The following is a 20136-nucleotide window of genomic DNA, read 5'->3' as shown; positions in this document are numbered from 1 at the left end:
GCACGAGCGCTCGCGCGTGCGAGGCCACGGCCCGTACGCTCCTGGGATGTTGAACCATGTTCCGTTCGATGCGGCGCTGCTCTCCGTCGTCGGCACCCCTGAGCACACCAGACTCCTGGACAGCAGTCCGCGGTCGCGGGTGTGGCGGGTGCGGCTGGCCGACGGACGCCTGGTGGTGGTGAAGCAGGTCACCGCCGACGGGGACGTGAGCGCCGACGCGGACACACGATTCGCGCGGGAGGTCGCCGGGCTGCGTCTGGCGGGGCGGGCTTCCGGTCCCGCGGTGGCCCCGATGGTGCTCGCCACGGACCCGTCCTCGCGGGTGATGGTGCTCGAGCACCTGGACGACCTCGGCAAGACGGACGACTGGATGCCGGGGTACGCCGAGTCACTCGCCCGGCTGCACGCCCTGACCGGCCCCGCCGACGCAGGCGCACTACCGGCGTGGTCAGGACCCGATGCCACCGACGCGGAGTCCTTCCTCGCTCTGGCCGCGGCGCTCGACGTGCCCGTGCACCCCGCGGTGCCCGGTGAACTCGCCGGTCTCCTGGAGCGGTTGGACCCGTCGGGGCACCACGCGCTGTTGCACGGCGACCCCTGCCCCGGCAACGATCTACGCACCACCGACGGCGTCCGCTTCGTCGACTTCGAGCGTGCCTCGCTCGGCAACGGCCTGATCGAACTCGCCTACTTCCGCATCGGCTTCCCCACCTGCTGGTGCGCCATGTCGGTCACCGCGGCCCCGCTCACGGAGGTCGAGGACATCTACCGGAGCACCTGGCGAGGCCTGACAGGAACGGACGTGCCGGGTGACCTCGCCGACGCGTGCGCAGGCTGGCTGATCCAGGGGGACGCGCTCGTCGAGCGGGCGCACCGAGGGACGGTCGACCAACTAGCCCGGGTGCCTTCGGAGGACTTCGCATGGGGCCACGTCTCCGCCCGGGAGAGGCTGGTCCACCGCCTTGGCGTGGTCGCCGAGATGACCCGCGACCACGACCACCTGCATGCCGTCGGCCGCCTCGGCTCGGCTCTCGCCGACCGCCTGCTCGAACGCTGGCCGAAGCTCCGTCCGCTGCCCACCCCCGACGCCCGCCCTTGGTACTGAGGGGTGCGGCGGCCGGTGGAACCCGCGATCGCCCGCCGCGAGACCGGGCACGGTTCCGGGCTCGGTGCTCGCGGCTGGGGCGCGGCACGCGGGTCGGCCGGCCTGCCGACGGCGGGGCCGCGCTCTTCCGAGCCACCGCCCCCTGCATCGGCGCGACGACGCGAGCGCCCTCGCCGCGGTGAACGGCGAGGGCGCTCTCGTGCGCGGCGAACCCGGCGGGCCCGCCAGGCACAGCACGATCAGGGCTGTGGCGGGTTCCCCGTGTTGGCCGCCTGGCCGGTGCCCATCAGGTAGCCGACCTGCGCCGCAAGGAGGGCCGCCTTGGCGTTCGCATCCGTGGGCCCGAGGTGCTGCAGGGCGATGTAACGATCCACCGGAGCCACGAAATGCCTTTCGCCGGCCAGATAGATGTCCTTGGTGGCCCGGCGGATCTGGACCTCGATGCTCTCCTTCTTGTCTTCGAGACCCTCCTCGCCGTACTTGCCGAGGATGTCGTTGATCGTCTGCTCCACGAAGGCGGCACCGCTGTCCATGGCCACCGGCACGAGAACCGCCCCGACGCCGACGCTCGCGGTCGTCGCGGGCAGCGCCGCGACGCCGGCGCCGACGAGGGCCCCGGTGCCGAGTTCGATCAGGGTCTGCATCTTCTCGTGCGCCTTCTCGTACTCCTCGTACGCCTTCTCGCCCTCGGCCTTGATCTGCTCGGCGCGCGCGTGGTCGAGCAACCCCTGCACCTGCGCACCGGCCCCGATCACGAACTGGGCCGGGCCCTGGTCGGGCAGCGGAGCGTGGGCGTCGGGGCGCAGCATGGTGTCCAGGCGAGCGGTGGTGGCGACCTGGTCCGCGACCGAGACGACCTCGTAGGCGTCGGGATGCTGACCCAGCGCGGTCAGGAAGTCGACGGCATCCTCCCGGCTGACCCTCGCATGGGAGTCAGGATCCGTGTGCGGCACGAACACACTCTGCTGGCCGCGGTTGTCCACGGCCCATTGAAGGTCGTCGATGTACCCGGCGCCGATGCGTCCCATGCTCTCCGCCAGTGCCTCCTGCTCCTTGAGCAGCTTCGCGTCGCCGTACGCGTCGATGACGCTCTCGGTGAGCTTCGCCGTCGTCTCGTCCTTGGCGAGGACCGGCTGCGGATCGTCCCAGGCGTGACCCAGCGTCGCCGCCTCCAGGGCATGACCGAGCGCGGACGGCAGGTACGCGTCGGTGCCCTTCATGTGGTGAGGGTCGTTGCGGCCGACGTCCGGGAAGGACTCCGCGCCGCCTTCGCGGGCGAAGTAGTCGAGATAGTTCGTGATCGGCCGGCCGTCTTCCTTCCCGAGGTCGGGCCGGGCGCCCACCTTGAGCGTCCCGTCCGTGTCGTACGCGGTCGGCGGCTCCTCCGTGAAGAACCGCTTCGACGCCTCGGGACTGTGGCCGAGGGCTTCGAGGACGCCGGTCAGCGGGTCGTAGCCCGCCCCGTTGAGGCCGGACGGGTTGAAGATGTTCTGCTGCCAGACGTCGCGCTTGTTGTCGGCGAACAAGTGCGGGTTCTGCTCGTGCAGTTGCACCACATGTCCGGCGATCGGGTTGAGGAAGCGCGGGTCGTAGTCGCCGTAGCGCAGGATGCCGGCGAGCGCCTGGTACCCGTACACCCCCATGGTGTCGCCGGGGAACAGGGGGAGCTTCTGCGTGCCCAGCCTCCGGAACTCCGCCGACCAGTCGCCGAGCGGGTTGACCGGGACTCCGTTGCCGCCGGGTACGAGGATCCTGCTGTCGGGGTCGGTCGCCGTGGCAAGGGTGAGGCCCAGGTTCCGCTGGAGGTCCTGGACGTCCTTCAGCTGCTCTTCCTTGGGTCCGGCGGTGGTGTAGGTGTCCGTGGACATCTGGGCGAAGAGGTCCAGGGTCCCCTTGGGGCCGAGCTTCTCGTAGAACGAGGTGGTGAACTCGACGGACTTCTGGTTGGCAGCCAACAGCTGGTTCAGCTGCTGGAGTTCGGCATGGGTGAGGGGACGGCCATTGGCACCCTTGAGGGCCAGCTCGTAGGCGCGCTGGGCCTCCTCGGCGTCCAGGCTCGTGTACGTGGGGGCGGTGAAGTCATGGGGGTCGCCGACGTTCGCGGCCAGGGCGAGCCGGAGTGACTCGTCATCGGCCGTGCAGCCGGCCACGACGGCCCGGATCCGCTCGGTCCAGGCGTCGAGGTCGGCCTTCTCCTTGGCCCTCGCTTCATCCGTGTCCGGGTCGTGCCGGGTCGTGGTGTCGGCGGACACGGGGTACCGGGCGGTGACCAGGCCCTGGTTGTCCACGACGATGCCCGCCTGCTCCGCGCCGTCGACGATCGCCTGAAGGGCGTCCTTGGCCTTCTTGAACGCGGTGTACCCGTCGAGCAGGAGCTGGTGCATCCCCTTGGCTTCTTTGGCCGCGTCGTCGAACTCCTTCGCGACCTTGCGGATGAACGCCTGGCTGACCTCCGCGTTCACTCCCGCCCAGTCCGCCTTGTCGGCCTTGCCCTGCATCCCGTCGCGGGCGTCGGCGGCGAGCAGCGCGAGCTTGCTCGCCATGGCCGACCAGTCGTCGACAGCAGTCTTGAGCTTGTCGACCGGCGCGTGCAGCACGTCCCAGTACGTCAGCATGGTTTCCCCCGGCCTACTTCAGCAGTTCGTTGATCTTGGACACGGCCATCAGATCGCCCCGGATCTCCGCATCGTCCTTCGCGTGCGCCGCGACCGAGTAGTCCAGGTGGTTGGAGATCTGCGCACAGGCGTCCCGCAGGGTTCCCACCTGCGTGTACCACCGCTCGTGCACCTGCATCAGCTGCGCTCCGCAGGTGAACCGTCCGGCGGTGAGCGCCGCGGCCGCCTCGTAGTTCGAGACCCGCACGGTCTCGGTGTCCCGTTTCACCCCCTCGTACAGCACATGCGCGTCCGCGCCGATCGGCCCCAGGGCGTCGCTCTTGACGGCCAGATCGGGCGTGGCGCCGCCGCCTCCGGTCTGGTTCAGCCGCATCGCGACGGCGGGCTGCTCGGCCGCGTCCCCACGCGCCTGCCGCCATTCCTCCTCGAACGACATACGTTCCCCCGCTTCGACGTGTCGTGCGTGTCATGTAGTGCCGTGCGTGACGTGCCATGCTTCGCGTGCCGTGCCGTGCCGTCCCTTCGACACCAAGCGCTCACCGTACGGACGCCCGTCCCCCGGCACCAGAGCCGAGCGCGCCGTACCGGGGCCGTAAAGATCAGGCCAGCCGTCACAGCCCCCGTACCCACGCGTCCACTCCCGCCGCCGTCATCGCGCGGGGCAGCCGACGTGGAGACGGACGAAGCCGGGGGCCTCGTCGGTTGCGCGGCGCCCCTCCTGGTGGGCCCGGGACGGTCGGCGACGGGAACAGCACGTCGGTGAGTACGGCCCGGCACCGAAGACGGGGCGACGGTGCGGCCGGACGTTTCAGGCTCCCACGGTCCCTTGAAGCGAGTTCCGCGAAGGTCGCGAATCCGGTGTCTTCCGGCGGGGGTTCGGGTGGCCGAAGGCGGACAGTGCCGAGCAACAGCGTGTACGGCAGGCCTGGGGGCGGGAGTGGGCGGTTCAGGGGACGGCCGGGGATCCGCCGCGGCGCCAGGCCCACAGAGGCGTCGTCACGCGGACGGGGCCGACGGCACACAGCCGTCGGCCCCGTCCTCACCGGTGGGTTCAGCAGCTGCCGGCCGGCCGTTCCCGGGTCACCAGATCGGTGGAGCCGGTGGTCGCGTCCAGCCAGGCGACCTGGCGGCCCGCACCGGCCGCCGGGTAGCTCTGCTCACCGCGGTTGCACGAGACCCGCTCGCGACGGGAGCCGTCGGTGGCCAGCTGCCACAGCTTGGGCAGCGACTCGTTGCGGTACCGGGCGTCCGGCGTCCGCGCGACGAGGGTGAGCGCTTCCTGCGAGACCGTCAGGTCAGAGGCGATGAAAGCGCCAGGCTTGCGCTCACTGCTGACGATGTGGGCCCCGCGGCCGTCCAGGCCGGAGCTGACGACGGACATCAGACCGCCGTCGCTCTCGTCGGTGTCGGCCAGCCAGAACACGTTCGTGCCGTTGACGCCGGTCTGTCCCAGGCTCACCGGTTCGTCGAGCTGTTCGGCCATGACCGCCGTGCCCGTGGCGAGATCGACGACTTCCACGCCCAGCCGGTAGGAGCCGCCCTGCGGGTACAGCTTCGCGTAGGCGATCTTGCCGTCGCTGATCGAGGGCAGTGCGGTCAGGGTGGTCCACTTCTTCCCGTCGGTGAAGACCGGGGTCCTGTCAGTGGGCCGCAGATAGCCCACGTGCCGACCGCCGAGGATGTCGTACTCCTCGAACACGACCGTGCCCTTCTCCACCCGCAGGCCCGCGACGCCGGTCACCGAGCTGTACAGAGTCTTGATCGGGCCGCCCGCCACGGGGCGGGAGAGGACGTCGACCGAGGTCGGGCCGTACGCCGTCCACACCACGGTCCTGCCATCGGTGGCCGGGGAGGTGTGATAGCGGCCGTCGTTGGGGCTGATGACCTTGGGCGCGCCCCGACCGTCCAGGCGGCCGGCGTACACCGAGTAGGGCTCGGAGCCGTCGTCGTTGGACTTCGACGCCGTCCACCAGCCGCCGCCCGCGCCCACCCCGGAGTCGGTGGTGTTCAGCTTGCCGAACAGGGCGTCGGTGTCGACGCCGAGGGCCTGCTCCCAGCCCGGGACGATGCCGTGCGCGCTGAACGAGCGCTTGACGACGTTCTGCTGGCCGGAGGTCGCGCCCATCGCCTTGGCCGCGGCGAGCACCGCGCCCCGGGCCTCGGTGAACCCGTCGAGCGGCGTCATGTACTCGGTGACGGCCTTGTACACGATCTTGTCGGCCAGCGCGCCGCCGAGGTCCTCGCGCATGTCCCACAGCGCACCGGAGAAGATGGTCGAGTTCAGGTGCACACCGCCGTTGTCGGTGGCGAACGACACGCCCAGGAAGCTCTTCGAGGTCGTGGCCCCGTCGTTCAGGTCTCGCAGAGCGCAGTCGGCCGGGGCCTTCGTACGGCACAGGTTCTCGCCGATCAGGCCTGCGGCGGGGTCGCTCATCGGCGTCCTGCTCGCGGTGACGTCGATCGCGTTGCCGAAGTAGTCGGCCAGGGCCTCGTTCAGGGCGCCGGACTGGCCCGCGTAGACCAGGTTCGCCGTGTGCTCGATGACCCCGTGGGTCATCTCGTGCCCGACGACGTCGGTGTCGGCCGACATCGGCCTGAACTCCGAGTCGCCGATTCCGTAGACCATCTTGGTGCCGTCCCAGAACGCGTTGGCGTAGGGCTGGCCGTAATACGTCACACCGACCAGGGAGTTGACGGCGCCGCCGTGCCCGTCGAGGCTGTCGCGCCCCAGGGTCGTCTTGTAGAAGTCGTAGACCTGGCCCGCGTTCCAGTGCGCGTCCACGGCTCCCGAATCCGTCGCCGCGGCTCCGAAGGTGGTGTTCGGGGAGGAGAACATCGTGATGCCGGAGGGCCACTCGCCCGAGGTCTCGGACACGGACTTGCCTCGGGCGTCCCAGGTGCCCAGCAGGCTCTTGCTGGTGGCCCGCATGCGGCCCGCGTCAGCGAGGAGGTAGGTGCCGGCGGCCGGGTCGTAGGCGATGTCCAGCGAGGCCGTGGTGCCGCTCAGCCGGGCACCGGATCCGGTCTCCGGGACCAGGTTCGGGGGAGCGGCCGGCGGGACGTCCGACGCCGGGGCCTCGGCGGCCTCACCGGCCGTCCGGGCCTGCGGGGCGCTCATCGTCTTCAGCGCGCTGTACTGGAGTGCCGGGTACCCCGTCCGGGCATCCACGTACACCTCGTCCACGACGGGCGTCCCGGTGCCGGGCGCGGTGCCGCGCACGGTGACGCGGTAGGCGAGCACGCCGCCCCCGCTGGGCAGGACGACCAGCCCCCTGGCCTCACCCGTCATGCCGGTCGCCGCCGGATCGCCCGACTCGGAGCGGGGTGCCTGGCTCCTGTCGAGGGCCGCCCCGAGGCGGCGGGCCGTGGCGGTCACGGCGCGGCGGACCGCGACGTCCTCGGAGACCTGGGGGGTGACGTCGGTGCTCAGGGCCGTGAAGTAGTGCCCCGACGTGCCGGTGACGACCCGCTTGCCGTCCTGCTTCTGCATGCGCACGACGTACTGGCCGCCCAGGACGTCGACACCGCGATGCTTCTGCTGCAGCCTGACCGTCTCGTTCGTGGACCCGGCGGCCGTCGCCGAGTTCGTGGCCCCGGCGGCCGTTGCCGGCACAGGGACGAGATCGCTGCCCGCCCGCGGGATCTTGTACCGGCTCTTGTTCGCCGCCAGGTATCCCCGTGCCGCGTCGGCCGGGGTGGCCCTGGCGTCCACCGGCTCCCGTAGGCCCTCGACGAGCACGGGGGTCGCGGTGTCCTGGCCGGGGACGACGTTCGAGGGGCCGGGGTCCGCGGCCCTCGCCGGCGACGCCTGCAAGGTCATTGCGGCGGCCAGCAGAACCGCTATTCCTCCGGCGGAGCGGAGCTCTTTCCGCCATATCCTTCGCGCGGACGGGGTCGGAGCCGACGAACCTGCGCTGAACTCGGGCAAAGGGTCTCCTCAACCATGAGTGCCTGAAGCGTTGCTGTGAGTCGCCGCCATACAAGCGCCGCAGGTGCTCCGCGACCAGAGCCGAGGCCCCCTCAGAAGTGGCCATGCACAGATGTGGGCCCCGGCGCGGGCGGTCAGAATCCCGGCATGATCGAAGCCGACCCGCACGACCGGACCCCCGCCCCCGCGCCCCGCGACAGCAGGACGGCGCCCCACGCGGCCACCGACCCGGCCGCCGTACTGCGCGTACTCGTCCAGCGCCGGCAAGCCCTCCTGCACCGGGAATCGGCGGACCTGAACTCCTTGCGCACCTACGCCGACCGACTGGCCCGCGAGCTCCCGCGACCGCTCGCGTTACCCCCCGAACCCCCGGCAGGCATCGAGGTCCTCGTCGATCCCGAAGCGGCCGGGACCCGCCTCGGCACCATGCTCGAGGCCGCCGAGACCGAGGTCCTGATACTCGACCGCGCGACCGGGACCAGCGGAAACGCCAACGAACCCGATACGGACGGCATCCGCCGCCTGCTGGCGCGCGGCGTCGCCGTACGGATCGTCACCAACCGGCGTGGCAGCGACTTCCCCGACCGGGCGCAGGAGCTCATCGCCCTCACCGGCCACGGTCTCCAGGCCCGGACAGCACAGCACCTGTCCACCGGCCTCGTCCTCGTGGACCGCCGGACATGCCTGCTGCCCCCGTCACCCGGCAACGACGAAGCAGCCGGCGCGGCGGCCCTGGTGTTCGGCGACTGCCTGCTGCACCGCGCCGCCCTGCCCCTGTTCGAATCCCTGTGGGACCGCGCCACCCCCCTCGGAAGCCCTGATGGCCCGGACGGCCCTCCCACCCCGGACCAACGCCAGCTCCTCGGGCTGCTCGCCTCCGGCTTGAAGGACGAGACCATCGCGCGCCGTCTCGGTGTGCACGTGCACACCGCCCGCCGGCGGATCACCCGCATGCTGGAGGAACTCGACGCCGACACCCGCTTCCAGGCCGGCGTCCAGGCCGCCACCCGTGGCTGGCTTCCCCTGAGCGCCGAGACGCCGGGAGATTCCGAGGCGCCGGACGGACGCCGCACGGAATCCGGCGTGGAGACGGAAGGACGCACCGGCCCGGACGGCGGTGTACCCGTGGGGGACGTGGCTCGTCGACCTCACGACGAAGGCGATGGTGGAGGCGGCAGTGGCGGTGACTCGGTCTGAGCGGGCGCGTGAGGCGGCCGCCGCGAGAGCGGGGGAGGCGGCCCGGTACCTGGCCACGCGGAGCGGGACGACGTACTCGCGGCGCATGGGGGGGCGGGTCGACGTCCTCGCGGCGCATGCGGGGCGGGCCGAAGTGGGCCGTGGCCATGTCAGGCCTGCGGATCCTGACACTGTGTACCCGCCGGGTCTGCGGACCGGGCGCGCTCACTCGAGGCGGCGTCGATCCTCGTCGCTCCACGCCTGAGTGTCCCGTGGTTCGACGTACGGTTCCTCGTCCTCGGGGTGCCCTCCGGCGACCGCGCGCTGGTGGACCAGCTCGGCGTCGAACTCCAGACCCAGGAGGATGGCCAGGTTGGTGATCCACAGCCAGACCAGGAAGATGATCACGCCGGCCAGGGTGCCGTAGGTCTTGTTGTACGAGCCGAAGTTGGCGACGTAGAACGCGAAGCCCGCCGAGGCGCCCATCCAGATCGCCAGCGCCAGGAAGCTGCCCGGGGTGACCCACTTGAAGCCGCGGCCCTTCGCGTTGGGCGCGGCCCAGTACAGCAGCGCGATCATCACGGTGACCAGCACGAGCAGCACGGGCCACTTGGCGATCTGCCACACCGTCATGGCCGTGTCGCCCAGACCGAGGGCGGCCCCCGCCTGCCGCGCCAGACCGCCGGTGAACACCACGATCAGCGCGCTCGCGACGGCCAGGACCATGAGCGCCACGGTGAGGCCGAGGCGCAGCGGCAGCACCTTCCACACGGGCCGGCCTTCGGGCACGTCGTAGACGGCGTTCGAGGCACGGATGAACGCCGCGACGTAACCGGAGGCGGACCAGATCGCGACGAGCAGGCCCACGACCGCCAGCAGCGAGCCGATGCCGGCGTTGCCCTGCAACTGCTGGACCGCGTTGCTGATCACGTCACGCGCGGCGCCCGGGGTGAGCTTCTGGAGGTTGTCCAGGACCTGCCTGGTGGCCGACTCGCCCGCGATCCCCAGCAGGGACACGAGGACCAGCAGGCCGGGGAAGAGGGCGAGCACCCCGTAGTACGTCAGCGCCGCGGCCCGGTCTGCCAGCTCGTCGTCCTTGAACTCCTTGAGCGTCCCGCGCAGCACGGCCCTCCAGGACCGTTTGGGGAGTTCTGCCAGCCGATCCGGCCCCCGCTCCTCGACCTCCTGAGCCGGCCCCGCGGCCGCATCGCGTTCGCGCTCCGCCGGGCGGTGGCGATCACCCTGCTGGGATGTCCCTGTTGGTTTCATGGTCGGCGTGTTTCCATTCCCTCCGCAGGCATGCGGGCAGACAGGGAGCGGTCGTTGCCAGGGGTGCGGCTCGGGGCGACGGGCGAGCAAGGGGCCGGCCGTGGTGGCCGGGCATGACGGAACCCTGCCTCGACGGTGCCTTACGGCCGTCGTGCGCGGGCTGGGCCTCGCCTCCCCGCCGACGACCACCACCCGTGCCCGGACCCGCCCCGCGTCAGGCGTCGGGCAGCGCGCACGAGGCGGTGCGCGCCTGGACCGCACGGAACGAATCGCGCCGCCCGTGATATCGACGTCGGATGTGCGGGTAGCCGCTCACCCATGAACCCCAGCAACCACACCCCCCTGCGTGCTGTCGCACTCGTCTGCACCCTGTCCCCCTCGCCCGCGCCGTCGAGCTCGGAACTGCTCGCCGAGCAGACCATGGCCGCCCTCTCCGAGCACGGCGTGACGGGCAAGATCATCCGGATCGCCGATCACGACGTGAAACCCGGGGTGCAGACCGACATGGGTGAGGGGGACGCCTGGCCGGAGATCCGGGCCACGATCCTGGGCTGCGACATCCTGATCCTGTCCACGCCCATCTGGCTCGGCCACCCTTCCAGCACCGCCCAGCGGGTGCTGGAGCGCCTCGACGCGGAACTCGGCGAGAGTGACGACGAGGGCCGCATGCTCACCTACGGCAAGGCCGCCGCCGTCTGCGTGGTCGGCAACGAGGACGGCGCCCACAAGGTCAGCGCCGATCTCTTCCAGGGCCTGAACGACGTCGGCTTCTCCCTGGCCCCCAACGCCGTCACCTACTGGGTCGGCGAAGCCATGCAGGGCACCGACTACCAGGACCTCGAGAAGACCCCCGAGAAGACCGCCGCCACCACCAAGACCCTCGCCGCGAACACGGCACACCTCGCCCGCCGCCTCAAGGCCGCTCCTTATCCGGCAAGCTGACCGCCCTGCTCGCCTGCCTGCCTGCCCGTCCGGCAGCGCCTCTGGCAAGAGATCACCGTGCCGGCCCCCTTGCCGGCGCGAGACATTCAGTCGCGGAACGCGTTCGCGTGGTCCGCGACCCATGCGGCGAAGGTGCGGGCCGGGTGGCCGGTCAGCTTTTCGACCGTGTGGCTCAGGGGAGTCGGTATCGCGTCGTGAGAGGCCCAGTAGGCGAGCAGGCTTCCGGCGAGCGCATCGGGAAGGTATCCGGAGGTGGATGCCTTCCAGTGGGCGGGGGTGACGGCGGTGTAGGGGGCCGGCCGGCCGGTGACTTCGGCGATGACGGCCAGCTGCTCGGTGAAGTCGAGTGACTCGGGGCCGGTGAGCAGGTGAGCCGTGCCGCGTTGACGTGGCTCGGTGAGGACCGCAAGGGCGGATTCGGCAATGTCGAGCTCATGGATGGGGTCACCGTACGAGTGCGGGTAAGGCAGCTCGACGGGCCGGCCGTCGCGGAGCGGTCCGGCCCACTGCAGGGCGTTGGTGGCAAAGACGCCCGGCCGCAGCAGGGTGGCCTCGAAGTCCCCGCGGGCGGCGGCGGCTTCCAGGGCGCGTTCGACGGCCAGATGGGGTCCGGCGATCGGGTGCTCGGCCGCGTCCGGCGCGAGGACGGCGCTTGAGGAGAGCAGGACGACATGCTTCACGCCGACTGCGCGGGCTCGCTGGATGAAGGCGTCGATGTGCGTGGCCTCGGCGTACAGGAAGACGGAGTCGACCTGGCCGAGGGCGGCGTCGAAGGTCGAGGGATCGGCGAGATCGCAGCGTACGGCGGGGAGTCCGCCGGGCGGAGAGAGCAGGTCCGGGTCCTTGGAGGCGGCACGCGCGGGGATGCCCGCGGAGTGGAGGAGATCGAGGAGGGCGCCGGCGACGCGGCCGCGGGCTCCGGTGACGAGGACGGTCATGAGGTTCCCCTCAAAGTAGGTGCGCATGATGGTGTGCGGCGAAGAATCTGTGTTACGCAGCGAATATCGCGGAGCCTGCCCCCGTGGTCAACGGATTAACGGCGGCGTCGGCTCGGCGGCCGGCTCGATGCCGTTTCCCGGCCATGGAGGCCCGGAACAGGCCGTACGCTGCGCGGATGAAGATCGGCGAACTGATAGGTACCGGCCGTACGGCGGACGTCTACGCCCTGGATGAAGGCCGCGTGCTGCGGCGCAACCGCGACCAGGCGCATGGCGACCCGGCCGCCGAGGCCGCAGTGATGGCCCATCTGGCGCGGCACGGCTATCCGGTTCCTGCTGTCTGGCCGGACGACACCCCGAGCCCCGACAGCTTGGTGATGCAGCGGATCACCGGCCCGACCATGGCGGAGGCGCTGCTCACCGGCGCGATCACCCCGGACAAGGCCGGAGCGACGCTGGCCGAGCTCCTGACCCGCCTGCACGCCGTCCCCGCCTCACGAGCCGCTCACCCCGAGCACCGGATACTCCACCTCGACCTGCACCCCGAAAACGTCCTGCTGACCGACACCGGCCCGATCGTGATCGACTGGAGCACGGCCGAAGAGGGCTTGCCCGGCCTGGACTCGGCCATGTCCGTCCTCATCCTCGCCCAGGTCGCGGTGGGCATGGCCGTCGGCCTCCCTCCGGGGGCTCAGGAAGCGGTCCGAGAAGTCCTTGACTCCCTCGTTCGCAGCCTGGACGGCCGGAGCCCCCTGCTCCTCGACGAGGCCCGGGACCGTCGAGCCGCCAACCCCACCCTCGACCCCCACGAAGTGGCCCTGTTGGACGATGCCTTGCGGCTCATCGAGTCGATCACGCGCACCGGCTGAGGGCGTGTCCTCCTGTGGTCCACGGCCCGCTGCCACGATTTCCCCGCTCTCCTCGAACGTCCAGGCACGCGACTCGAGGGGTGACGCCCTGCACGCGACGCCGCCGGATCACCCGGTTGGTCCAAGCGGTACCCGCCCGCGTACTTTTCAAGAGCGTGTGGCACTCGGGTCGGCCAGGACGAGGCCCGGCGCGTGTCCCTGCGGAGGTGTTGCGACCCGGCGGCGAGGTCGGCCGAACCGTGGTCGTGCCGATGAGCAGCCGGCCGCGGGGGTGGGGGTGGTTTATGCAGGCCGGGAGGGGACAGCCGCAGGGCACGCCCGCAGCGTCCGCTGGCGGGTCCCGTCTCCCATGGAGAGGTGATCATGACTGCTCTCGCAGCTGTGCCGGCCCTCGCGTCGGCCGGTTCCAACGGTGTGCTCTTCGCCGTCGTCATCGGCGTCGTGGTCGTTGCTGTCCTCCTGGGCGCCTTCTGGTGGGGCAGTCGTCGCGTCGCGCGCAGGCGCCGGGCGGCCGCCGGCCCCGTCCCAGTGGACGCCAGGGCAGAGCGCGGCTCGTGGACCACACCCGACGATCAGGGGACTGAGTGATCAGGCCGCTGACACGCTGGAAGCGGTCGGTCACCCGAGGGCGCCGACGCGCGGAGCCGACGGCGACCGAGTTCCTGAGGTTCACGCACCGGGCTCGGGTCCGCGCCGGCACGCAGGCGCGTGCGGCGATGAGGGTTCGGCCGTCTCCAGCGGGGCAGCCGCGCCGTCAAAAGAGCCGAGAGTTACTGGGACAGGGTGAGGGTGATGACGACAGCACGGGAGATCATGACGGAAGGCGCCGAGTGCGTGGGCGAGCGTGAGTCCGTTCTCGACGCGGCCCGGAAGATGACCGAGCTCGGCGTCGGTGCGCTGCCGATCTGCGGTGAGGACAACAAGCTCAAGGGGATGCTGACCGACCGGGACATCGTGGTGAAGGTTCTCGGCGCAGGGAAGGACCCGGCGTCCTGCACAGCCGGTGAACTGGCCCAGGGCGAGGCGGTCACCATCGGAGCCGACGACGACGCGGGCGAGATCCTGCGCACCATGGCCGAACACAAGGTCCGGCGTCTGCCGGTGATCGACGGCCATACCCTGGTCGGCATGGTCGCCCAGGCTGACGTCGCCCGGGCTCTCCCGGATCTCCAGGTCGGTGACCTCCTGGAAGCCCTCTCCACGGACTGAGGGCTCTCTTCGCCAGGCGGATTCGGCGCCCTGCCGAAGGGTGATCAGGCCGAATCGCGAACTTTCTTCAAGAACGGTGGGCCGACTCATGGCCGACAAAGCGAAGTCTCCCGAACCTTCACGTGACAGTGGAACAGGTGGCCGCATGAAGGGGCATCACGGCTGGGCCCCGGACGTCGACGAGACCCGGCAGGAGCACAACCCGAGCGCTGCTCGATCCTTCCACCCCGAAGAGCACGCGCCCGCTCGGGGCGAAGGCCGGAAGGTGTCGAAGGAGGAAGAGAAGGGCGTTCCCGCGGACACGGGGCGGAGCGACACCCGCAGGGGGGAGGACCACGCCCGGTCGTCCGAGAAGGGCAGGCACGACACCGGCACGCGAGGCAGGAGCGGACGTCCCAGCGGTACCAAGGACGCATCAGCCTTCACCGGCGTCGACCCTCAGGACGACGACTCCGGGCGGCGGCCCGGCTGACCGCGTCACGAGCCGGTTCTGCGCGGAGCGGCCGCGGCTACGGCATCGCGGTGCCGTCCCCTGCGAAGTGGAACAGCGCCGCGGTGCCGGTGAGCTGGCCGCACTCCTTCTGGCGGCTGCCCTGGCGCTGGGCTGCGGCGCGTGCTGGGTCGCTCCGGCTCTTCTCCTACGCCGGGGGATCCGCGGCCGCCGCATGAGCGTGCTGGGAGCCGAACGACCGCCGACGTACGAGGCGCCCGTACCGGTGTCCTGGCGTACGCGTCGACAGGCCCGGGCGATGGCGTCCCAGCGGCGGCACCGAGCCGGCGGGTAGGCAGTGGTCCCACGGGTGATCAGGCATCGGGTATCACCGCCCTGGTGAGGAGATCCCCGTCCGGGCACTCGTGACGCCCGCCGCCGAACCGGCCCTGTTCGCAGGACAGGCCGACACTGGAGGCATGGAGCCGGAAGAAGCTCTGCGCCGCATTGCCTTTCTCCTCGAGTGGCGCGGCGCGTCCCCGTACCGGGTGCGGGCCTTCCACACGGCCGCTGACGCCGTCCGCGAACTGCGACCGGGGTCCGTGGACGCTGCCGAGGCCAGACAGCTGCGCGGGGTGGGCCCGGTCACGGCCGAGGTGATCTCCCAGGCATCGACCGGCGCGGTGCCGAGCTATCTCCTTCGCCTCCAGGCCGAAGCCGACCCGGGTGCCCGTGCCGGGTGGGACCTCGCCGCCGCGAGCACCGGGGACTGCCACCTCCACTCCGACTGGTCGGACGGCGGCAGCCCGCTCGAGGAAATGGCCGACGCGGCCCGCGCTCTGGGCCACCGTTGGGCCGTCCTGACCGACCACTCGCCGCGTCTGACGATCGCCCACGGGCTCAGCCCGGAGCGCCTCGAACGCCAACTGCTGGCCGTGGCGGCCGTGAACTCGAAACCGGGCTCCGGCTTTCGGCTCCTCACCGGCATCGAGTGCGACATCCTCGAGGACGGCTCACTCGACCAGGACGAATCCCTGCTCGGCCGGCTCGACATCGTCGTGGCCTCCGTGCACTCCAAGCTCCGCTCGGAGCCCGAGCCGATGACCGCCCGCCTGCTGGCCGCGGTGCGCAACCCGCACGTGGACGTCCTGGGGCACTGCACGGGGCGGATCATCACCGGTCGCGGGCGACCGCAGTCCCGCTTCGACGCCGAAGCCGTGTTCGCCGCGTGTGCGGAGGCCGGCACCGCGGTGGAGATCAACTGCAGGCCCGAACGGCGCGATCCGCCGGACGACCTGCTCCTGCAGGCCGCCGCGGCGGGCTGCAGGTTCGCCGTGGACACCGACGCCCACGCCCCCGAGCAGTTGCGCTGGCAGAGCTCGGGTTACGCGCGCGCGGCACGCATCGGTCTGGACGCCGACCGGTTGATCACCACCTGGCCACTCGGGCGACTGCTGACCGCCAGAACCGGCCGATCGTGAAGCACCGGCGGTGAACTCGGCCACGCGCGGCTTCAACGCAGGCGCTGCCGGTCGGCGATCCCGAGTCCGAACGAGACGAGTACAGCCCGAAGAAAATCTGCCTCACGTCACAGAGCAGGCCGGCCGATAGCCCGAAGAACGGATCCGGTACGAGGGACCCGAAAGCCCACGCGGCCCTCGGCGCGAGGCTTCAGGACCGACCACGAGGCTGCGCTTCGACGACGTGGTTGCGACGACGCGGTTTCGACGACGTGGTTGCGACGACGTGGGGACGGAGTCGACCGCTCAGCCCTCGGCGATCACGCGCACGGTCCTCACCTCGGTGTCGGCTGCGTCCGGGACGACCATTCCGGCCTCCACGCCGCTGCGGAGGTAGTGCAGCACCTCGGCGTTCAGTCGCTCCCCGGGCAACGCGGCGGGGATGCCGGGCGGGTACGGCGTGAGCATCTCGGCACTGACGCGGCCTGCGGCCTTCTGCCACGGCACCTGCTCGACGGTCCCGAAGAAGGCGTCGCGCGGCAGCATGACCTGTTCCAGGCGCAATGACGTCGGGTCGGGGACCTCCACCCGCGCCGCGGGCCGCAAGTCGTCCACGTGCTCGACGACGTCGCGGAGGGCGGTGACCAGGGCCTGGGCGCTGTCGGCGTCGTCGGCGTGCGTGAGCTGCGCGCTGGTGCGGCGGTGGTCGGAGAGGTGCAGGTTGATCCGGTGGTGCCCGCGAATCCAGTCGGCGACCCGGTATCCGGTCGTGCCCAGCGGGCTGACGTCGACGATGAGCTGGAGCGGGTCGAAATCAGCCGCACGCCCCGGACCGCAGAAGTCATCGCGTCCATGGACGTGCATACCGTCGATCTTCTCGATGCGCTCCCGCAGGGTCGAGGCCAGGGACAGGGCGTCGTCGTAGAGCGCCCTGCCGTGCTCGACCATCTGGCGGCGCCAGCCGTCGAGGGCCGCGTAGACGAGCACGGAGGGGCTGGTGGTGCCCAGCAGGTCCTCCCGGCTCTTGAGCACCTCGGGCTCGATCAGGTCGCCCTGCAGGTGGAAGACCGATCCCTGCTCGAGTCCCGATCCCATCTTGTGGACGGACGTGACGCACACGTCGGCACCCGCGTCCATGGCCCAGGTCGGCAGGTCCGGATGGAACGGCAGATGGGCGCCCCATGCCTCGTCGACGACGAGGGGCACACCGTGCTCGTGGCACGTCGCGGCGATGGCGGCCAGGTCCGAGCAAGTGCCGTACGGGGTCGGCGTCGTGACGAGGGCGCCCCTGGCGTCGGGGTGTTCGCGGAGGGCGGCGCGGAAGGCGTCGGCGTTCGGCGGATGGGCGAGGTGGCGCTCCGCGTCCCACTGGGGATCCACCCAGACCGGCACGATGCCGGCGAGTACGAGTCCGGAGACGACCGACTTGTGCGCGTCACGTCCCACGAGCAGCTTCTCGTGCGGGCCGGCCACCGACAGCATGGCGGCCTTCACCGACAGGGAGCTTCCGCAGGTCGAGAAGAAGGTGTGCTGCGCGCCGACGGCGTCGGCCATCAACGCCTGCGCCTTGGCGAGCACTCCCTTCGAGGAGGTCCGGTCGTCCAGGCCGCTGATGGCCAGCACGTCGGAGCGGAACACGTCGTCGCCGAGGACCGCGCGGATGCGGGGGTCGGCGCCGAGCCCCTGTTTGTGGCCGGGGGGAGTGAAGGCGAGCTGGCCCTCCTCGTGATACGCGACCAGCGCTTCGAGTACCGGTGCTGATGAGTGGTCCATAACCCTTCGCCTGCCCCGCCCTCGGGTGATCATGTCCGGAGTGTCTTCTCGTGGTTCCCACGCCGTTTCCCCTGGTCCGGCGGCGTGGACGCCGTCCGCGCGTGCCGCCCGAGCAGGCAGGCGGTCGGCGGCGGCGCCTCCTCGGCCGGGCTTTGGGGGGCCGGTTGTCCGGTCCGGCGCCGAGGGACTCCAGCGGGCCGGGGCGGTGGCCCGCGGCGCGCCGCGAGCGGACTTGGTGGCGCGATTCGCCCGGCGGGCCACCTGAACACCCCGACCGGGTCGGGGACGGCTCGGCGTGCGAGCGAGCCGGCGTCACGGGCGACACCCGCACCCATTCCCCCCCCATTCCCCCTTGCCCGGCTTCGGGAGGCCGGGGAAGCGCCAGGGCTGTCAGGGGGTGAACAGCACCTTGACCGCGCCGTCCTGCTTCTTCTGGAACATGGCGTAGGCCTCGGGCGCCTGCTGCAGGGGCAGCCGGTGGGTGGCGAAGTCCTCGACGCCCAGGGGGTCGCCGTCGGTGACCAGGGGCAGGAGGTCCGGCACCCAGCGCCACACGTTCGCCTGCCCCATACGCAGCTGGATCTGCTTGTCGAAGAGCGTCAGCATCGGCATGGGGTCGGCCATCCCTCCGTAGACGCCCGACAGGGAGATGGTCCCGCCCCGGCGGACCAGTTCGATGGCCAGGTAGAGGGCGGAGAGGCGGTCCACTCCGAAGCGCTTCATCAGACGGGCCGCCAGCGGGCCGGGCAGGAGCCCGGTCACCTTCTGGGCGCCCGCCGCCATCGGCGCGCCGTGGGCTTCCAGACCCACCGCGTCGATGACCGCGTCGGGTCCGCGCCCGTCGGTCAGGTCGCGGACGGCGGCGACGAGGTCGTCCCGCTCGAGGTCGAAGACCTGGACGTTGTGCCGACGGGCCCGTTCGAGGCGTTCCGGGACCAGGTCGACACCGATGACGGTGTCGATCCCGAGGTGGGCGGCGATGCGGGTGCACATGTCGCCGATGGGGCCGAGGCCCAGGACGGCGAGGCTGCCGCCCGGGGGGACGGCCGCGTACTGGACGGCCTGCCAGGCCGTAGGAAGCACGTCGGAGAGGTAGACGAACCGGTCGTCGGGCGGGCCGTCGGGCACCTTGATGGGCAGCTCGTTGCCGAAGGGCACCCGCAGGTACTCGGCCTGCCCACCGGGCACCTGGCCGTAGAGCTTCGTGTAGCCGAAGAGGGACGCTCCCATGCCGTGGTCGTGCACCTGGGTGGTTTCGCACTGGGAGTGCAGCCCCTGCCGACACGTGAAGCAGGTGCCGCACGACACGTTGAAGGGGATGACGACCCGGTCGCCCGTACGCACGGCGGTGACGTCCGGGCCGGTCTCCTGGACGATGCCCATCGGTTCGTGGCCCAGGATGTCGCCGGGTTCGAGGAACGGGCCGAGGACCTGGTAAAGGTGCAGGTCGGATCCGCACAGGCCGCTGGTGGTCACCTTCACGATCACATCGGTGGGCTGCTCGATCCGGGGATCCGCGACGGTGTCGACGCGGACATCGGCCGTTCCGTGCCAGGTCAGTGCTCTCATCGCGTTCCCTCCTCGCCCGCCGTCTCCGGAGCGTCCGCGTTACCGGTGCCGGGTTCGGCCATCCTGCGGTGCATGTCGGCCTTGAGCGCGTCCGGCAACACCTTGTTCAGGAACTCCTGGGTCTTGGTCTTCACCGAACCGGCGACGACCTTGTCGTCCCCGGATTCCATCGCCTCCAGGCCCTGGCGTGCCACGTCGGCGGGATCGTCCTTGTCCTGTCGGCCGACTTTCGTGTCGAGCATGTCGGCGCGGCGGAAGAAGTCGGTCTCGGTGGGCCCGGGCATCAACGCGGTGACGCTGACACCGGAGTCCTCGAGCTCGTTCTGCAGCGCCTGCGAGAACGACTGCAGGAACGACTTCGACGCGTTGTAGACCGCCTGGAACGAGCCCGGCATCGTCGAGGCGATGGAGGATGTGATCAGCACACTTCCCTCGTCGCGTTCGACCATGTGCCGTACCGCCCGCTTTGCCAGGTGCACGGTGGAACGCACGTTGAGATCGACGATCTCCAGCTCATCGGCCAGGTCGGTCTCGGCGAACGCGCCGCCCCGTCCGACTCCGGCGTTGAGGGCGACGACCGATACCGGACGGCCCCTGGCGACGACCGTCCGCCACAACCGCTCTGCGTCCTCGTACTGCCGTAGGTCGGCACGTACGACGTCCACCTGCGCGCCCACCCTCCGGAGCCGCTGCGCGGCCTCCTGGAGCCGGACGTCGTCCTCCGCGTTGACGACGAGGTCGTATCCGCGTTCAGCCAGTTGACGCGCCAGTTCGTAACCGATACCGCTCGAAGCTCCGGTGACGACGGCAAGAGGGTTGATGGTGTCCATGCCCAGCCGAGTGCCCCGTTCGA

At 71.0% G+C, this 20136-nt stretch carries 16 protein-coding genes; 8 read left to right on the top strand and 8 right to left on the bottom strand.

Features of this window, described 5'->3' with window-relative positions; translation table 11 throughout:
* The first annotated feature begins 46 nt into the window (after positions 1-46).
* On the top strand, positions 47-1105 hold the full coding sequence (locus tag ACIRQF_RS00855; protein ID WP_404087693.1) for a phosphotransferase: 1059 nt from the start codon (positions 47-49) through the stop codon (positions 1103-1105).
* 239 nt (positions 1106-1344) lie between these two features.
* Here the strand turns inward: ACIRQF_RS00855 and ACIRQF_RS00850 are convergent, their stop codons facing one another.
* The 3 genes from ACIRQF_RS00850 to ACIRQF_RS00840 form a co-directional block, all read right to left on the bottom strand.
* Positions 1345-3720, bottom strand: a complete 2376-nt coding sequence (locus tag ACIRQF_RS00850; protein WP_404087691.1) for a hypothetical protein — start codon at positions 3718-3720, stop codon at positions 1345-1347.
* A gap of 13 nt (positions 3721-3733) precedes the next feature.
* The gene (locus ACIRQF_RS00845; protein ID WP_404087689.1) at positions 3734-4156 is read right to left on the bottom strand and encodes a hypothetical protein; all 423 of its coding nucleotides are present in this window, start codon (positions 4154-4156) and stop codon (positions 3734-3736) included.
* 615 nt (positions 4157-4771) lie between these two features.
* A complete protein-coding gene (locus tag ACIRQF_RS00840) occupies positions 4772-7540 on the bottom strand; it encodes a M4 family metallopeptidase (protein ID WP_404087687.1) in 2769 nt (922 codons plus the stop codon).
* Between the two features lie 255 nt (positions 7541-7795).
* Between ACIRQF_RS00840 and ACIRQF_RS00835 the strand changes: the two genes are divergently transcribed.
* The gene (locus ACIRQF_RS00835) at positions 7796-8845 is read left to right on the top strand and encodes a hypothetical protein (RefSeq protein ID WP_404087686.1); all 1050 of its coding nucleotides are present in this window, start codon (positions 7796-7798) and stop codon (positions 8843-8845) included.
* A 204-nt stretch (positions 8846-9049) separates the two neighbouring features.
* Here the strand turns inward: ACIRQF_RS00835 and ACIRQF_RS00830 are convergent, their stop codons facing one another.
* Positions 9050-10093, bottom strand: coding sequence for a YihY/virulence factor BrkB family protein (locus tag ACIRQF_RS00830; RefSeq protein ID WP_404087684.1), 1044 nt, complete (start codon positions 10091-10093; stop codon positions 9050-9052).
* A 318-nt stretch (positions 10094-10411) separates the two neighbouring features.
* Between ACIRQF_RS00830 and ACIRQF_RS00825 the strand changes: the two genes are divergently transcribed.
* Positions 10412-11035, top strand: coding sequence for a flavodoxin family protein (locus ACIRQF_RS00825; RefSeq protein WP_404087682.1), 624 nt, complete (start codon positions 10412-10414; stop codon positions 11033-11035).
* A gap of 86 nt (positions 11036-11121) precedes the next feature.
* On the opposite strand, the gene ACIRQF_RS00820 is transcribed toward ACIRQF_RS00825, so the two are convergent.
* A complete protein-coding gene (locus tag ACIRQF_RS00820) occupies positions 11122-11973 on the bottom strand; it encodes an NAD(P)H-binding protein (protein WP_404087680.1) in 852 nt (283 codons plus the stop codon).
* A 176-nt stretch (positions 11974-12149) separates the two neighbouring features.
* Between ACIRQF_RS00820 and ACIRQF_RS00815 the strand changes: the two genes are divergently transcribed.
* From ACIRQF_RS00815 to ACIRQF_RS00795, 5 genes are all read left to right on the top strand, one after another.
* Positions 12150-12842 (top strand): phosphotransferase, encoded by a 693-nt coding sequence (locus tag ACIRQF_RS00815; protein ID WP_404087678.1) that lies wholly within the window; start codon positions 12150-12152, stop codon positions 12840-12842.
* Between the two features lie 363 nt (positions 12843-13205).
* A complete protein-coding gene (locus ACIRQF_RS00810; RefSeq protein ID WP_404087676.1) occupies positions 13206-13430 on the top strand; it encodes a DUF6479 family protein in 225 nt (74 codons plus the stop codon).
* A 204-nt stretch (positions 13431-13634) separates the two neighbouring features.
* Positions 13635-14051, top strand: a complete 417-nt coding sequence (locus ACIRQF_RS00805; RefSeq protein ID WP_382484183.1) for a CBS domain-containing protein — start codon at positions 13635-13637, stop codon at positions 14049-14051.
* A gap of 145 nt (positions 14052-14196) precedes the next feature.
* Positions 14197-14523 (top strand): hypothetical protein, encoded by a 327-nt coding sequence (locus tag ACIRQF_RS00800; RefSeq protein ID WP_382484181.1) that lies wholly within the window; start codon positions 14197-14199, stop codon positions 14521-14523.
* A 437-nt stretch (positions 14524-14960) separates the two neighbouring features.
* Complete coding sequence (locus tag ACIRQF_RS00795) at positions 14961-15962, top strand: PHP domain-containing protein (RefSeq protein WP_404087673.1); 1002 nt, start codon at positions 14961-14963, stop codon at positions 15960-15962.
* Between the two features lie 285 nt (positions 15963-16247).
* Here the strand turns inward: ACIRQF_RS00795 and ACIRQF_RS00790 are convergent, their stop codons facing one another.
* From ACIRQF_RS00790 to ACIRQF_RS00780, 3 genes are all read right to left on the bottom strand, one after another.
* The gene (locus ACIRQF_RS00790) at positions 16248-17714 is read right to left on the bottom strand and encodes an aminotransferase class I/II-fold pyridoxal phosphate-dependent enzyme (protein WP_404087671.1); all 1467 of its coding nucleotides are present in this window, start codon (positions 17712-17714) and stop codon (positions 16248-16250) included.
* A 390-nt stretch (positions 17715-18104) separates the two neighbouring features.
* On the bottom strand, positions 18105-19283 hold the full coding sequence (locus tag ACIRQF_RS00785) for a zinc-dependent alcohol dehydrogenase (RefSeq protein ID WP_404087669.1): 1179 nt from the start codon (positions 19281-19283) through the stop codon (positions 18105-18107).
* Positions 19280-20113, bottom strand: a complete 834-nt coding sequence (locus ACIRQF_RS00780; RefSeq protein WP_404087667.1) for an SDR family NAD(P)-dependent oxidoreductase — start codon at positions 20111-20113, stop codon at positions 19280-19282. The genes ACIRQF_RS00785 and ACIRQF_RS00780 overlap by 4 nt, the downstream gene beginning before the upstream one ends.
* Between the last annotated feature and the right edge of the window lie 23 nt (positions 20114-20136).

Origin of the sequence: Streptomyces sp. NPDC101191, assembly GCF_044767915.1 — a bacterium.
GTDB lineage: Bacteria > Actinomycetota > Actinomycetes > Streptomycetales > Streptomycetaceae > Streptomyces.
The sequence above is the reverse complement of the archived record's forward strand: the minus strand, read 5'-3'. Positions and strand labels throughout refer to the sequence as shown.

Bases quoted from the DNA above. Each gene is read 5' to 3' on its own strand.
- ACIRQF_RS00855 (WP_404087693.1), top strand. From the start codon at position 47: ATGTTGAACCATGTTCCGTTCGATGCGGCGCTGCTCTCCGTCGTCGGC.
- ACIRQF_RS00850 (WP_404087691.1), bottom strand. From the start codon at position 3,720: ATGCTGACGTACTGGGACGTGCTGCACGCGCCGGTCGACAAGCTCAAG.
- ACIRQF_RS00845 (WP_404087689.1), bottom strand. From the start codon at position 4,156: ATGTCGTTCGAGGAGGAATGGCGGCAGGCGCGTGGGGACGCGGCCGAG.
- ACIRQF_RS00840 (WP_404087687.1), bottom strand. From the start codon at position 7,540: ATGACCTTGCAGGCGTCGCCGGCGAGGGCCGCGGACCCCGGCCCCTCG.
- ACIRQF_RS00835 (WP_404087686.1), top strand. From the start codon at position 7,796: ATGATCGAAGCCGACCCGCACGACCGGACCCCCGCCCCCGCGCCCCGC.
- ACIRQF_RS00830 (WP_404087684.1), bottom strand. From the start codon at position 10,093: ATGAAACCAACAGGGACATCCCAGCAGGGTGATCGCCACCGCCCGGCG.
- ACIRQF_RS00825 (WP_404087682.1), top strand. From the start codon at position 10,412: ATGAACCCCAGCAACCACACCCCCCTGCGTGCTGTCGCACTCGTCTGC.
- ACIRQF_RS00820 (WP_404087680.1), bottom strand. From the start codon at position 11,973: ATGACCGTCCTCGTCACCGGAGCCCGCGGCCGCGTCGCCGGCGCCCTC.
- ACIRQF_RS00815 (WP_404087678.1), top strand. From the start codon at position 12,150: ATGAAGATCGGCGAACTGATAGGTACCGGCCGTACGGCGGACGTCTAC.
- ACIRQF_RS00810 (WP_404087676.1), top strand. From the start codon at position 13,206: ATGACTGCTCTCGCAGCTGTGCCGGCCCTCGCGTCGGCCGGTTCCAAC.
- ACIRQF_RS00805 (WP_382484183.1), top strand. From the start codon at position 13,635: ATGACGACAGCACGGGAGATCATGACGGAAGGCGCCGAGTGCGTGGGC.
- ACIRQF_RS00800 (WP_382484181.1), top strand. From the start codon at position 14,197: ATGAAGGGGCATCACGGCTGGGCCCCGGACGTCGACGAGACCCGGCAG.
- ACIRQF_RS00795 (WP_404087673.1), top strand. From the start codon at position 14,961: ATGGAGCCGGAAGAAGCTCTGCGCCGCATTGCCTTTCTCCTCGAGTGG.
- ACIRQF_RS00790 (WP_404087671.1), bottom strand. From the start codon at position 17,714: ATGGACCACTCATCAGCACCGGTACTCGAAGCGCTGGTCGCGTATCAC.
- ACIRQF_RS00785 (WP_404087669.1), bottom strand. From the start codon at position 19,283: ATGAGAGCACTGACCTGGCACGGAACGGCCGATGTCCGCGTCGACACC.
- ACIRQF_RS00780 (WP_404087667.1), bottom strand. From the start codon at position 20,113: ATGGACACCATCAACCCTCTTGCCGTCGTCACCGGAGCTTCGAGCGGT.